We start from the raw sequence: 13,280 nt of genomic DNA, 5'->3' as shown, positions 1-13,280 counted from the left end.
GCCCCTTTTTAAGCGGCAACATGGCTGCGAATTCGGAGCGCCCCCAACAAGAAAGGTGGGGAGATGGAAGCGGAAAAGAAGGCGTTTAAGATCACCAAGCGCGAAATTGGCTTTGTGCTGGGTATCGTTGTCTTTTTGCTGGTGAAGTTTCTTCCTTTGGCGGAGCTGAGCTCGACGGTCGAGCTCACGGTCGGCGGTCAGACCTGTCTGGCACTGACGCTCGCCACGGTGGTGTTCTGGGCATGCGGCGTGGCACAGCCGGGCTTTGTGGGCCTGCTCTACTGCGCACTGCTCGTCCTGTTCAAGGTGTGCGTGGACGACACGGGCGCCGCGAGCATCTCGGCGACGGTCGCCTCCACGTTTAGCTCGTGGACCAAGGCCACCATGTGGCTCGTCATCGGCGCCTACCTCATCGCCAGCGCGGTCAAGGAGTCGGGCCTGGGCGAGCGTATCGCCTACGCGTTCATGCTCAAGTTCGTGCGCGACGCCAAGTCGCTCATCATCTCGATCTTCGCGCTCACCTTTGTGCTGTCGCTGCTGATCCCGCATCCGTTCCCCCGCGCCTTCCTCATCCTCGCCGTCGTCTCGGTCATCGCCGAGTCCGCCGGCTACGGTGACGACGACAAGGGCAAGCTCGGCTTCCTCGTGTTTGCCGCTGCCGCCCCGGGTTCCATGTTCTTCCTGACGGGCGACTCCACGCTTAACCCGCTCGTTGCGCAGTACAGTGCCGAGGCCGGCGGCATGAGCCCGTCCTTCGTCGACTGGTTCCTGTACATGAGCGTGCCTATGCTGGTTGCGCTGCTGTGCACCCTGTTCCTGGGCCTTTTCCTCTTTAAGCCCAGCAAGGAGCTCGTCTACGATCGCGAGCAGATCGTGGCCAAGCAGGCCGCGCTCGGCAAGCTCTCCGTCAAGGAGATCCGCACCATCGTGTGGCTTGTCATCGCCATCGCGCTGTGGCTCACCGTCTCGGGCGACTATATCGGCTGGGTCACCCTGGCCATTGGCGTTGCTCTCGCCATGCCCATCATCGGCGAAGTCCTCACTCCCGCCAGCTGGAACGCTGTCGACATCAAGTCCCTCATGTTCCTGACGGCCGCCATGGCCGTGGGCTCCGTGGGCGGTGCCACCGGCATGAACGCCTGGATCGCCGACGTCGTGCTCCCCAGCTCCGTGCCTGAGAACATCTTCCTGTTCGCCCTGCTCGTCGCCGCGCTTTCCATGATCATCCACATGTTCATGGGCTCGGTCATGGCCGTGCTCGGCGTGTGCGTGCCGGCATTTATCAGCTTTGCCGCCGGCTCCAGCGTGAGCCCACTCGCCGTGGCGCTCATCGTCTTCACGTCCATCAACATCCACTACATCCTGCCGTTCCATAACCTGCCGATCCTTATCGGCGAAGGCAAGGACGCCGGCGGCTACACCTCCAAAGAGGCTATGCGCATGGGCATCCCCCTCACCGCGGTCGTCTTTGTCGTCGTGCTGGTCGAGGCCGCCTGGTTCCACCTCTTTGGCCTGATGTAAGCGGTCGAGCGCCCCGGCTGTAAGCAGCCAAGCGCTTGAACTTCGAGTGGTCGAGCGCTCCATTTGTGAGCGCCGCGGCCCCATTACGTTACCCCGTCCGGCGGCACCCCGTCGCCGGACACTCTCCCGAAAGGAGTACGCCATGTCCACTACCGATGCTTCCCAGATCCACGACCTGCGTTCCGCGCTCGACTTTTTGCGTGAGATGCCGGGCCAGCTGCTCGAGACCGACACCCAGGTCGATCCCGATGCCGAGGTCTCGGGCGTCTACCGTCACGTCGGTGCTGGCGGCACCGTCATGCGCCCGACCAAAGAGGGTCCGGCGATGGTCTTCAACAACGTCAAGGGCTTTGACGACGCCAAGGTCTGCATCGGTATGCTTGCCAGCCGCAAGCGCGTTGCCGCCCTGCTCGACCTGGACGAGGAGCACCTGGGCCTCGAGATCGGCAAGCGCTTCGAGAACCTGATCGCCCCCGAGCAGATCGCCGAGGGCAAGCACGTCGACTGCCAGGAGGTCGTGTACAAGGCGACCGACGAGGGCTTTGACCTGCGCAAGATCGTTCCCGCTCCCACCAACACGCCCGTTGACGGCGGCCCCTACATCACCATGGGCCTCGCCTATGGCACGAGCCCCGATGGCACCCAGTCCGACGTAACCATCCACCGCTTCTCCTGCGTCGACAAGGACAAGCTCGCCATGTGGATCACCCCGGGCAGCCGTCACCTGGGTGCGTTCTTTGACGAGTACTGCCAGCGCGGCGAGGATATGCCCATCTCCATCTCCATCGGCCTGGACCCCGCCGTGTACATGTGCTGCGGCTTCGAGGCTCCCACCACGCCGCTCGGCTTCAACGAGCTGCAGATCGCCGGCGCCCTGCGCGGCCGCGTCGTCGAGCTTGCCGACTGCGTCACCGTTCCGCAGAAGTGCATTGCCAATGCCGAGTACGTGCTCGAGGGCTACCTCATGCACGACGAGACCATCAACGAGGATGTCAACGGCCACGGCTACGCCATGCCCGAGTTCCCCGGCTACACCGGTGGCGCCAAGGTCTGCCCGGTGATCAAGATCACCGCCGTCACCACGCGCGTCAACCCCATTATGGAGAGCTGCATCGGCCCTTCGCACGAGCACGTGTCCATGGCCGGTATCCCCACCGAGGCCTCCATCTACAAGATGGTCGAGACCGCTATCCCGGGCCGCCTGCTCAACGTTCACGCCGCTCCCTGCGGTGGCGGCAAGTTCGTTGCCATCATGCAGTTCAAGAAGTCGAGCAAAAATGACGAGGGCCGTCAGCGCAACGCCGCCATGCTCGCCTTCTCGGCGTTCTCCGAGCTCAAGCACGTCATCCTTGTCGACGAGGATGTCGACATCTTCGATATGAGCGACGTGATGTGGGCCATGACCACACGCTTCCAGGCCGACGTGGACCTCATCACCATCCCAGGTTGCCACTGCCACGTGCTCGATCCGTCCAACGACCCCGCGTTCGATCCTTCGATCCGCGAGCACGGTATCGCCTGCAAGGCCATCTTCGACTGCACGGTTCCGTTTAACCTCAAGAAGAACTTCATCCGCTCGCAGTTCATGGAGATCGATGAAGAGAAGTGGGCCGCCGAGCTCGCCTTCTAGTAAGTAGCCCTACCAAGTAGTTAAGGAGTTGTCATGCCTGAGTCTTCTGTTCGTCCCCGTCGCATTGTCGTTGGCGTGTCTGGCGCCAGCGGTGCGGCACTGGGCCTTGAATGCCTCAAATGCCTGCGCCAGGCCGGCGCTGAGTCGGCGCTTGTCGTCACGCGCGGGGGAGAGATCACCATCGAGCAGGAGCTCGGCATGACGCTCGACGAGTTTGCGTGCTATGCCGATGTGGTCTACGACAACAAGAACATTGGCGCTGCCATCGCAAGCGGCACCTATCCGGTCGACGGCATGATCGTGGCTCCCTGCTCCATGAAGACGCTCGCCGGCATCGCGAGCGGCTACAGCGAAAACCTGTTGCTGCGTGCGGCCGATGTGCAGATGAAAGAGCAGCGCCGCCTGGTGCTTATGGTGCGCGAGACGCCCTTCAGTGCGATCCATGTCGACAACATGGCACGCCTGGCGCGCGTGCCGGGCGTCATGCTCATGCCGCCCATGCTCACGTTTTACAACGGCCCCGCCACGCTCGATGAGGCGGTGCATCACATCGCCGCCAAGGCACTCGAGGCCGTCGGCGTGTCGTGCGCCAACTATAAGCGCTGGTCATAGGCATCTTTAGGGTAGGATACGAGTAGTGTTTGAGCCCGCTGCCCCTGTGGGCGGCGGGCTTTTCGTGTCAAAGGATGTGTCGGGAGGACCTATGCAGACGGGTATGTATGCGATTAGCGAGATGGCGAGCTTGTTTAACGTTTCGCGCCAAACGCTCATCTACTACGACAAGATCGGTCTGTTTAAACCCGCCGTGGTTAACGAAAAAGGCTACCGTTTCTATTCGCCCACGCAGATCCCGCTCATGCGTCTGATCTGCATGCTGCGCGACTTGGGACTGGAACTCGATGAGATCGATCGCCTGACCTCGACGTTCGACATTGGAGAGATGACCGATCACCTGCGCTCGCGGGTGCAGGCGCTCGACGAGCAGATTGCCGGGCTCAAAGCCGAGCGCGCGAGCGTGCAGGAGCGGCTGAGTTTTTACGACGAGGCGGTCTATTGGCGCGAGCGCGAGGGCAAACCGGAGCTCAAGCAATTCGAGCGCCGCTACGTGGTCTTTGAGGAGTTCCCGAGCGATATCGAGCGTGGCCGCTCGATGCTGCACCCCACGCTCATGCGGGCGATTCTGCGCATGCGTGCGCTCACGGGCACACGCCCCATGCGCGGTTGGGGCGCCATGCTGCGTCGCGAGGCGCTGCATTCCGACGACCCCATCGCCGGTGCCGGTTCCTTTGCCGTGTTGCCGCGTGGTGCCGAGGAAATACTGCCGAGCGATCCTGCCGAGCTGGCGGAGATTGGCGTCGAGGTGCTGCCCGAGGGCACGTACCTGTGCATGAGTCGCTGGGGCATGCCGTACGAGCCCGAGGGTATCCGCGCCATCGTGGCCTGCATGGACAGGCACGCGCTCCAGCCCATCGGCAATGCTTTCGATTTTTGCTACCTGGACACCACGAGCTACGACGAGTCTCACCAAGAGGACTTCTGCTGTATCCAAATCCCCGTCGCCCTCAAATAACTTGCGGTGAAATAGTCCCTAAATAGCTCGAGTGGGCGTGCAAACAGGAACTATTCCACCGCAACTTCGATGCGACAAAGGAGCAGTCCCTTTATCGCATTCCGTGCGAGCTCCAGCGCCATCTGCGGGTATAAGGCTAACAAGTGTTTATTTGCGAGGCCTAAGGGGCGCCCCGTATGGATATCGATAACTTTGAATGGTGGTATAGCGAGGGCGAGGCTCCGGACGAGGAGTGGGACGAGCCCGCGTCGCGTGACGTGTCGAGCGACGAGGACGAGACCGGCAACGATGCCGTCGAGACGGATGCCACTTCCGACCTCGCCGAGCCCCTGACCTTTGAACAGGCTTGGGCTCAGGCCGAGGCCGACGAGGCAAAGGCCGATGCCACGGCCACGCTGGGTGAGCCAGCCGACATGTCCATTTCGCCGGCAAAGACCCCGCAACCGCGCCACACCATCGACCCCGGCAGTACGGCATCTTTCAGCATTCTCGACGTGCCCGCGCAAGGCGCCCAGGCGCCTGCGCCCACGCATCGCCCCGACCTGGCTCGTGAGGAAGACGCGGGCCGCCGTTCTCCGCTCGGCCCCATCCTCATCGCCTTCATGGCCGGCGTTATCGCCTGCTCGGCAATCGGCAGCATCTGGGGTCATGTCGAGCGGCAGCGCCAAGACGCCGCCAAGGTCGAGATGTCCGTCGAGCAATCGCTCAGCCGCACGCGCTCGGTGCATGTGTCGGTCGAGGTTAAGGACGGCGCGACGTGGGATACCGCGCGCGGCGACAGCCAAATGCTCGTCCATATCGTGGGCCGCACGCTCAAGGGGCAAGCGATCGACGAGTACCAATACGTCAATTCCGAAGGTGACGGCATCGAGCTCAAGCCCGGCGACTACGAGCTCACGGTCGATGAGCCGCCCGTCGCCACCGACGGCACGCGTTACCGTGCCTCAAAGCGCATGGTTCCGGTGAGTTTTAATTCACAGGCGCCCGATACGGTCGATAGCACGCCGCAGGGCGGGTTTGACCTTTACGCTATTGCTCAATAACTGCACCTGTCGCTCAACCCCGCCGCCAAGAGTGGGACAATAGCCCTCGACACCGTTGTTTACTATTGGAGGAAGTAGCATGTCCACCGTCACTACCATCAAGCGCGGCGGCCTCACCGCGGCCATCGATTCCATGGGCGCCCAGCTCACGAGCCTTGCCCTCAACGGCAACGAGTATCTGTGGCAGGGCGACCCGGCCTTTTGGGGCAAGCATGCGCCTATCCTGTTCCCCATCGTGGGATCGCTGCGTAACAACACGGCGACGTCTGCGGCCGGCACCTGCGAGATGCCGCGCCACGGCGTCGCGCGTATCGTGGAGCACAAGCTGGCCGAGGTCTCCGAGGACGGCTCGTCCGTCACCTACGAGATCACCGACACGCCCGAGTCGCTCCAGGCGTTCCCCTTCCACTTTAAGCTCAACATGACCTATGCCCTGACCGGCGACGCCACGCTCACACAGACCTTTGCCGTCACCAACACCGGCGACGTGGACCTGCCGTTCTCGGTGGGCGGCCACCCCGCGTTTAACGTGCCCGCCCCCGGTGCCGAGGACGAGGCATTCGAGGATTACGAGCTGGCGTTTACCGAGGCCTGGACGAACGAGGCCCCCATCATCACGCCCGATGGCCTTATGACGTTCGAGGGCAGCTACAAGGCCCCCGACAACTCGGACGTGCTGCCCATCACGCACCGCAGCTTCGATAACGACGCCATCATGTTCACCGATACCCCGGGCTCCACGCTCACGCTGCGCGGTCGCAAGTCGGGCCACGGCGTCAAGATCGACTTTGAGGGCTTTAAGTACATCGGCGTGTGGTCTGCCGCCAACGACGCTCCGTTTGTGGCGCTCGAGCCCTGGACCGGTCATACCACCATGGACACCGAGGACGACGTTTTTGAGCACAAGGTCAACACGATCACGCTGGCGCCGGGCGAGACGGACGTCCGCAGCTTTAGCGTCACCCTGCTCTAGAGGTTCCGCCGTTCTAACGAACGACGGACCGGTCGACGCTGCGCCCTTAGGTTTCGCCGTTCTGACGAACGGCGGGCCGGTCGACGCTGCGAGCCGCCCAGAGCGACAATTTGCCATTCAAAAGGCACGGCATGACCAGAAGGTCTATGCCTCGCATTTTTCATGCCAACTTGTTCGCTCTGGACGTCGCTCGCTGGCATTGCCAAAACATCGACGCTCACAATGACTACCGTGTGTCTATTAATTTTTCGAGCTTGTGCTGCGCTGCTGGTCGCTGGCGTATATCCTGTTAAGTCGTCAGCATACGATTCAACAGGGAAGGCAGATTATGCATTCTCCCCATCAACGCGACGCGCATCCACAGCCGGTGTGCAGTCGTCGCATCTTCTTGGGTAGCGCTCTCGCTGCGAGCGCTTCTGTCGTCGCCGGCGCACTTGCCGGTTGCCAGCGCCCCTCCACGCTGGAAGTAGTTCAGCCCACGACGGGCGGCGGTCGCGACGACCTGTCCGATTCCGTGATCGGCAAGGACAAGATCCGCATTGGCATGGAGGCGGCCTACGCCCCGTACAACTGGCAGGTTTCCGAAGCCAGTGAGTACACTATCCCCATCGACAACGTGCAGGGCGCCTATGCCGATGGCTACGACGTGCAGATCGCCAAGATCGTCTGCAAGGCCCTCGGTGGCGAGCCCGTTGCCGTCAAGCAGAGCTTCTCGGGCCTCATCGATTCGCTCAACAACGGCCAGATCGACCTCATCATCGCCGGTATGAGCGCCACGCCCGAGCGCGAGGAGTCGGTCGGCTTCTCCGACCCGTACTTTATTGGCTACTTTGGCCTGTTCGTAAAAGAGGGTTCCCCCTACCAAAACGCCACCAAGCTCAGCGACTTTAGCGGTGCCACGGTACTCGGCCAAAAGGACACCATGCTCGACACCGTCATCGACGAGATTCCGGGCGTTGTGCACAAGAACCCGGTCGACTCCGTCCCCACGGTGTTCTCGAATCTGCTGCAGGGCACGTGCGACGCCGTGACTTACAACACCGAGAACGAGAAGGGCTATATGGCCCAAAACCCGGGTATCGTCCCTATTCATTTTGCCGAGGGCGAGGGCTTTAAGCAGGAGGTCGCGGCAAACGTCGGCTGTCGCAAGGGCTCGGACAAACTGCTTAAACTCATCGACAAGACACTCAAGGGCATTAGCCAAGAGGAACGCGACCAAATGTGGGACGCGTGCCTCGACCGCCAGCCGGCATAGGGAGGCAGCATGAAAACCATCAATCGTCTGGCCTCCTTTATCAAGGCCGACCACCGTTATGTGTACCTGGGCACGAGTGTCATCGCGGCGCTTGGCCTGGCGTTTAGCCAGCGCAACCCCACGCCGCTGAGCTTCTTGGCGCCCACCGGTATCTTCCAGGATTGCCTTTGGGCAATCCTTTGGGCCTGGCTCGTCGTGTCGGCGGCGGCGCTCGTCACCAAACTCATGCACTGGAATGACTATCGCGAAACGTCGCCGTTCGCATCCGAGCGCTTCCGTCGTGGCGCACGCTTGGGCAGCTATGTCGTGGTTGCCATCGCGGCGATCTTTTTCGTGGACCGCTGCGTCATGTCGTTTATCGACCTGGTACAGGTGAGCATCGTCTCGGACTCCAACCCCAGCGACTTTTTGTCGAGCCTGGTCTACATGACCTACAAGAGCGGGGACTTCTTTATCCGCGGTATCGAGATCACCATCGCGCTTGCCACCTTCGGCACCGTCATCGCATTCTTCCTGGCGTTGCTCTTTGTGTTCCTGCGTATTCAGACCTTCGATCGCGTGGACAACGACCTGGTGCGCTTCTTTAAGAGCATTGGCCGCGGCTTTGCGACCATCTACTCCACCATCGTGCGCGGCACGCCCATGATGGTCCAGGGTCTGCTCATCTATTACGCGGGTTTCACCGTTTTGCGCGGCATGGGCTTCGAGACCGCCCAGGCCAACCAGATCTGGAGTACCTTCACCGCCGGCCTCGTCACCATCTCGCTCAACTCCACCGCCTACATGATGGAGGTCCTGCGCGGCGGCATCGAGTCCATCGACCCCGGCCAGGCCGAGGCAGCGCGCTCGCTGGGTCTTTCGCAGTGGCAAGCCATGCGCAAAGTCGTGTTCCCCCAGGGCATTAAAAACGCGATTCCGGCGCTCACCAACGAGCTCATCATCAACATCAAGGACTCGTCGGTGCTCTCGGTCATCGGCGTGTTCGACCTCATGTACGCCACCACCACCGTCGCCGGCGTGTACTACCGCCAGATGGAGGTCTACTGCGTGGCGCTCGTGGTCTACCTGATCCTGACGCTCGTGGCGAGCCGCCTGCTCGAAGCCTTTGGCAAAAAGCTCGGCGCCGAGGCCCCTGCCACGCTGCCCAGCTCCAACTAGGCTCAAGACGAGGAGAATCATCATGGCAGATATCGCCACTACCGGCACCGCGGCCGCCGCACAGACCAATGAGCCGCTTATCCGCGTCGAGGGCCTGCGCAAGAGCTTTGGCTCGCTCGAGGTGCTTAAGGGCATCGACCTGTCCGTTAACCCCGGCGAGGTCGTTACCATTATCGGCGCCTCGGGCTCGGGCAAGTCGACCTTCCTGCGCTGCCTCAACCTGCTCGAGACTCCGGACGCGGGCCATATCTGGTTTCACGGCCAGGACCTTACGGCCGAGCGCTGCAACATTAACAAGCTGCGTGAGGACATCGGCATGGTGTTCCAGGGCTTTAACCTGTTCAACAACATGGATGTGCTCGACAACTGCACGCTCGCGCCCGTCACGCTCAAAAAGATGAGCAAGGCCGAGGCCGAGAAGGTCGCGATGGAGCATCTGACGAGCGTGGGGCTCGAAAAGTTCGCGCACGCCGCCGTGGGCCGCCTATCCGGTGGCCAAAAGCAGCGCGTGGCCATCGCGCGCGCCCTGTGCATGAATCCGCAGATCATGCTGTTCGACGAGCCGACCTCCGCACTCGACCCCGAGATCGTGGGAGAGGTGCTCGAGGTCATGCGCAAGCTTGCGGCCGACGGCATGACCATGGTCGTCGTCACGCACGAGATGGCCTTTGCCCGAACCGTGTCCGACCGCGTGGTCTTTATGGACAAGGGCGTGGTGCTCGAGGACGCCGCGCCGGCCGAGCTCTTCGGCAACCCCAAGCACCAGCGCACCCGCGAGTTCCTCTCGCGTTATCTCGAGGACAAATAACCGACCGCAAACGCTTGCGTTGCAGGGCCGCTCCCGTGGGGCGGCCTTTGTCGTCACAATCGAAAGGATGTCATGGCCGAGGTTTGGCGCTTCTTTGCGCATGAGGACGATTTTGCCGATTTGGATGAAACTGGCGCGTGCGAGCGCCTGGGGCGCGTGCTGTCGTTTCCGACCATCTCGAGCATGGATGCCGAGGCGATGGACTGGCAGCCGTTCGACGACCTGCGCGCCTATATGCAGCAGGCCTGGCCGTACGTATTTGCGGCGGGCGAGGTCGAGCTTATCGACCATTCGCTATTGGTGACACTTAGCGGTTCCGACCCTGCCCTCAAGCCCGTTATGCTCATGGGCCACATGGACGTGGTCCCCGTGGTGCCGGGTACCGAGGCCGACTGGACGCACGCCCCCTTTAGCGGGCACGTGGACGACACCTACATCTGGGGCCGTGGAGCGATCGACATGAAGGACCAGGTCGCAGGCATTCTCGAGGCGGTCGAGTATGCGCTGGCGCACGGTTGGCAGCACGAGCGCACGCTGTTCCTGGCCTTTGGCCAGGACGAGGAGACAACGCAGTACGGTGCAGGCGCCATCGGCCGCGCGCTCGAGGAGCGCGGTGTTGAGCTCGAGTTCCTGATCGACGAGGGCGACTACCGCATCGTTTCGGATGCCGAGTACAGCGCGGGCGAGGGTTGGCTCATGCACGCCGACCTCGCGGAGAAGGGCTATGCCGATATCGTGCTCAAGACGAAGAGTGAGGGTGGTCATTCTTCTAACCCCTACGGCGGCACGTCGCTCGAGGTGCTCAGCCGTGCCATCACCGCAATCTGCGATATCGAGTGGCCGACGCGCGTGACCGATTTACTTGCCGCCCAGCTCGTCGAGCTGGGGCTCTACACGGCGGATGAAATTGCCGCCAACGGGGGCGCCATTGTCCGCGATTGCCTCGCCAGCAAGAAGCTCTATCCGCTGGTGACGACCACCTGCGCACCCACGCAGATCGAGGGTGGCAGCACCGGCGCCAACGTAATGCCGCAGGATATGTGGGCCAACATCAACTTCCGCATGCTCGAGGGCACGAGCGTGGCCGACGTTGTGGCGCGCTGCCGTGAGGCGGTTGCCGGGGCGGACCTTGCCGGTCGTGTCGAAGTGGAGCTAGGCCCCGGCAGCTCCGAACCCTCGCCGTCCCCGCGCATCGGTGGCCCCGGCCTCGAGGCGGTTCGCTCCATCGCCGCCCGCTATTTCCGTGATCCAAAGGGGACGGAGGAAAATGGATCATTCGAGCCAGTGGCAATTGTGCCCTCGACCGTGATCGGTGCGACCGACGCTGCCAACTACCAGCACATTTGCCCTGAGTGCATTCGCTTCTCGGCCTTTGTGGTTGATGACGACGAGTGTGATCGCGGCGTCCACGGCACCAACGAGCGCATCACCCGCCGCGCCTACCTCCAGGGTGTTCGCTTCCTCATCGCCCTGCTTCAAACGCTCTAGCCAAAAAGCAAGCCCTTGATGCAATGGGGTCAGGTTTGTTTGCACCAATCATTCCGTGCGGGTTATATGCAGGTTTGTCTGCGCACGCTATCATGTATGGGTTAGACCGCAACTATGTACCCCACACGCGAAGGGATGCGCATGTATCTGAAGATCGACATGTTCTAGCTGGGCTTACCCCCGCAGTGGCGCCATGCGCCCCATCAACTCTGCCGATTTTCATCTTCACGCATATAAAGGAGTCCTGCCATGCGCGACAAGCTCGAAAAGATCATCAAGGCCTACGAGGAGCTCGAGAAGAAGCTGTCCGACCCGGCCGTCGCCTCCGACATCAAGGAGTTCACGCGTCTCAACAAGGAGTACGCGCACCAGTCCGACCTCATTGCTGCCTCGCGCGAGTACATCGGCGCGCTCGACGACATCGAGGCTGCCAAGGAAATGCTCCACGATACCACCGACGCCGATGAGAAGGAGATGCTCCAGATGGACATCTCCGAAAACGAGGCTAAGCTTCCCCAGCTCGAGGAAGATATCAAGTACATGCTCATCCCGAGCGACCCCAACGACGACAAGAATACCATCGTCGAGATCCGCTCTGCCGCCGGTGGCGACGAGGCGGCCATCTTCGCCGGCGACCTGTACAAGATGTACCAGCGCTTTTGCGAGTCTCGCGGCTGGAAGACCACCGTGCTCGATTCCAGTCCCAGCGAGGCCGGCGGCTTTAAGTCCATCGAGTTCAAGGTCGAGGGTGACCGCGTCTACTCCGTCATGAAGTTCGAGTCCGGCGTGCACCGTGTCCAGCGCGTTCCCAAGACCGAGTCCCAGGGCCGCATCCAGACCTCCACGGCAACCGTCGCCGTGCTTCCCGAGGCCGAGGAGATTGACGTCCAGATCAACCAGTCCGACCTGCGCATCGATACTTACTGCGCTTCGGGCCCTGGCGGTCAGTGCGTTAACACCACCTACTCCGCCGTGCGTATCACCCACCTGCCCACCAACACCGTGGTGCAGTCGCAGGAGCAGCGCTCCCAGATCCAGAACCGCGAGGTCTGCATGCAGATGCTGCGCGCCCGTCTGTACGAGATGGAGCTCGAGAAGCAGCAGGCAGAGCTTGGTGCCGAGCGCCAAAGCCAGATCGGCCACGGCAACCGTTCCGAGAAGATCCGTACCTACAACCAGCCCCAGGACCGCGTGACCGACCACCGCATCGGTTTCAACTCCACCTACAACGGCGTCCTTCTGGGCGACCAGCTCGGCACCGTGATCGAGGCGCTCGCCGCCGCCGAGCGAGCCGAGAAGCTGGCACAGGCTGTGTAGCGGGTTACGCGGTTTTACCAAACCGCGTAACGGCTCGACGCTGCAAACGCCCCTAAGCGGCAATCTGACGTTCAATCGTCGGTCGCGTACAAAAGTACGCTTCCCTCCTCTTTCACGTCACCTTGCTCGCTTAGGGGCGTTTTCGCTGACTTATGCTCAACCTGCGGGGTTTCCATGGTAGTCATTGGGGACGTTCTTAAATGACTAGGTTGGGTACATTGCTTTGAGATGTTATTTAATCGGCTTTGATGGCCATTAAGCCGGCTACCTGCTCAAGAAATTAGCGGCATATATCCGCTATCGAAAATATTGCTCGAAAAAGCGTCCGAGAAGTCGCGGGGCGATTTTTGATGGGTCGTGCGTCAAGCGATGTGGCAAGTTCTTGGGTAGATATTGGTCAGTTTTGGGGCAACCTTGCCAAAAGCTTGACGGATGCAGATTTAAACGTCGGCGAATGAACGCTTCGATTGCAATCCAAGCAAAATTCTGGGCTGATTCTCGATAATCGCTCTCAATC

Annotated in this window: 11 protein-coding genes; all 11 read left to right on the top strand. The window is 61.6% G+C overall.

Features of this window, described 5'->3' with window-relative positions; genetic code table 11:
* Positions 1 to 63: 63 nt before the first annotated feature.
* The 11 genes from OGM60_09750 (at position 64) to prfA (ending at position 12,763) form a co-directional block, all read left to right on the top strand.
* Complete coding sequence (locus tag OGM60_09750; GenBank protein ID UYI99151.1) at positions 64 to 1,521, top strand: SLC13 family permease; 1,458 nt, start codon at positions 64 to 66, stop codon at positions 1,519 to 1,521.
* Between the two features lie 142 nt (positions 1,522 to 1,663).
* On the top strand, positions 1,664 to 3,151 hold the full coding sequence (locus tag OGM60_09745; protein UYI99150.1) for a UbiD family decarboxylase: 1,488 nt from the start codon (positions 1,664 to 1,666) through the stop codon (positions 3,149 to 3,151).
* Positions 3,152 to 3,184: 33 nt separating this feature from the next.
* Positions 3,185 to 3,763: a UbiX family flavin prenyltransferase gene (locus OGM60_09740; GenBank protein ID UYI99149.1), complete on the top strand. Its 579-nt coding sequence runs from the start codon at positions 3,185 to 3,187 to the stop codon at positions 3,761 to 3,763.
* Positions 3,764 to 3,854: 91 nt separating this feature from the next.
* On the top strand, positions 3,855 to 4,721 hold the full coding sequence (locus tag OGM60_09735; GenBank protein UYI99148.1) for a MerR family transcriptional regulator: 867 nt from the start codon (positions 3,855 to 3,857) through the stop codon (positions 4,719 to 4,721).
* Positions 4,722 to 4,897: 176 nt separating this feature from the next.
* Positions 4,898 to 5,764 carry a hypothetical protein gene (locus OGM60_09730; protein UYI99147.1) on the top strand — a complete coding sequence of 289 codons (867 nt, stop codon included), beginning with the start codon at positions 4,898 to 4,900 and terminating at the stop codon, positions 5,762 to 5,764.
* A gap of 79 nt (positions 5,765 to 5,843) precedes the next feature.
* A complete protein-coding gene (locus OGM60_09725) occupies positions 5,844 to 6,737 on the top strand; it encodes an aldose 1-epimerase family protein (protein ID UYI99146.1) in 894 nt (297 codons plus the stop codon).
* 328 nt (positions 6,738 to 7,065) lie between these two features.
* Positions 7,066 to 7,992: a transporter substrate-binding domain-containing protein gene (locus OGM60_09720; protein ID UYI99145.1), complete on the top strand. Its 927-nt coding sequence runs from the start codon at positions 7,066 to 7,068 to the stop codon at positions 7,990 to 7,992.
* Positions 7,993 to 8,001: 9 nt separating this feature from the next.
* Positions 8,002 to 9,150, top strand: a complete 1,149-nt coding sequence (locus OGM60_09715) for an amino acid ABC transporter permease (GenBank protein UYI99144.1) — start codon at positions 8,002 to 8,004, stop codon at positions 9,148 to 9,150.
* Positions 9,151 to 9,172: 22 nt separating this feature from the next.
* On the top strand, positions 9,173 to 9,958 hold the full coding sequence (locus OGM60_09710; GenBank protein ID UYI99143.1) for an amino acid ABC transporter ATP-binding protein: 786 nt from the start codon (positions 9,173 to 9,175) through the stop codon (positions 9,956 to 9,958).
* Positions 9,959 to 10,030: 72 nt separating this feature from the next.
* The gene (locus OGM60_09705; GenBank protein ID UYI99142.1) at positions 10,031 to 11,446 is read left to right on the top strand and encodes a M20/M25/M40 family metallo-hydrolase; all 1,416 of its coding nucleotides are present in this window, start codon (positions 10,031 to 10,033) and stop codon (positions 11,444 to 11,446) included.
* A 249-nt stretch (positions 11,447 to 11,695) separates the two neighbouring features.
* Positions 11,696 to 12,763: a peptide chain release factor 1 gene (gene prfA / locus OGM60_09700; GenBank protein ID UYI99141.1), complete on the top strand. Its 1,068-nt coding sequence runs from the start codon at positions 11,696 to 11,698 to the stop codon at positions 12,761 to 12,763.
* Positions 12,764 to 13,280 lie beyond the last annotated feature (517 nt).

The sequence above is a fragment of the Coriobacteriaceae bacterium genome, from assembly GCA_025757745.1.
Lineage (GTDB): Bacteria > Actinomycetota > Coriobacteriia > Coriobacteriales > Coriobacteriaceae > Collinsella.
The sequence above is the reverse complement of the archived record's forward strand: the minus strand, read 5'-3'. Positions and strand labels throughout refer to the sequence as shown.

Excerpts from the sequence above, each read along its gene's own strand:
- OGM60_09750 (UYI99151.1), top strand. The coding sequence starts at position 64 with ATGGAAGCGGAAAAGAAGGCGTTTAAGATCACCAAGCGCGAAATTGGC.
- OGM60_09745 (UYI99150.1), top strand. The coding sequence starts at position 1,664 with ATGTCCACTACCGATGCTTCCCAGATCCACGACCTGCGTTCCGCGCTC.
- OGM60_09740 (UYI99149.1), top strand. The coding sequence starts at position 3,185 with ATGCCTGAGTCTTCTGTTCGTCCCCGTCGCATTGTCGTTGGCGTGTCT.
- OGM60_09735 (UYI99148.1), top strand. The coding sequence starts at position 3,855 with ATGCAGACGGGTATGTATGCGATTAGCGAGATGGCGAGCTTGTTTAAC.
- OGM60_09730 (UYI99147.1), top strand. The coding sequence starts at position 4,898 with ATGGATATCGATAACTTTGAATGGTGGTATAGCGAGGGCGAGGCTCCG.
- OGM60_09725 (UYI99146.1), top strand. The coding sequence starts at position 5,844 with ATGTCCACCGTCACTACCATCAAGCGCGGCGGCCTCACCGCGGCCATC.
- OGM60_09720 (UYI99145.1), top strand. The coding sequence starts at position 7,066 with ATGCATTCTCCCCATCAACGCGACGCGCATCCACAGCCGGTGTGCAGT.
- OGM60_09715 (UYI99144.1), top strand. The coding sequence starts at position 8,002 with ATGAAAACCATCAATCGTCTGGCCTCCTTTATCAAGGCCGACCACCGT.
- OGM60_09710 (UYI99143.1), top strand. The coding sequence starts at position 9,173 with ATGGCAGATATCGCCACTACCGGCACCGCGGCCGCCGCACAGACCAAT.
- OGM60_09705 (UYI99142.1), top strand. The coding sequence starts at position 10,031 with ATGGCCGAGGTTTGGCGCTTCTTTGCGCATGAGGACGATTTTGCCGAT.
- prfA (UYI99141.1), top strand. The coding sequence starts at position 11,696 with ATGCGCGACAAGCTCGAAAAGATCATCAAGGCCTACGAGGAGCTCGAG.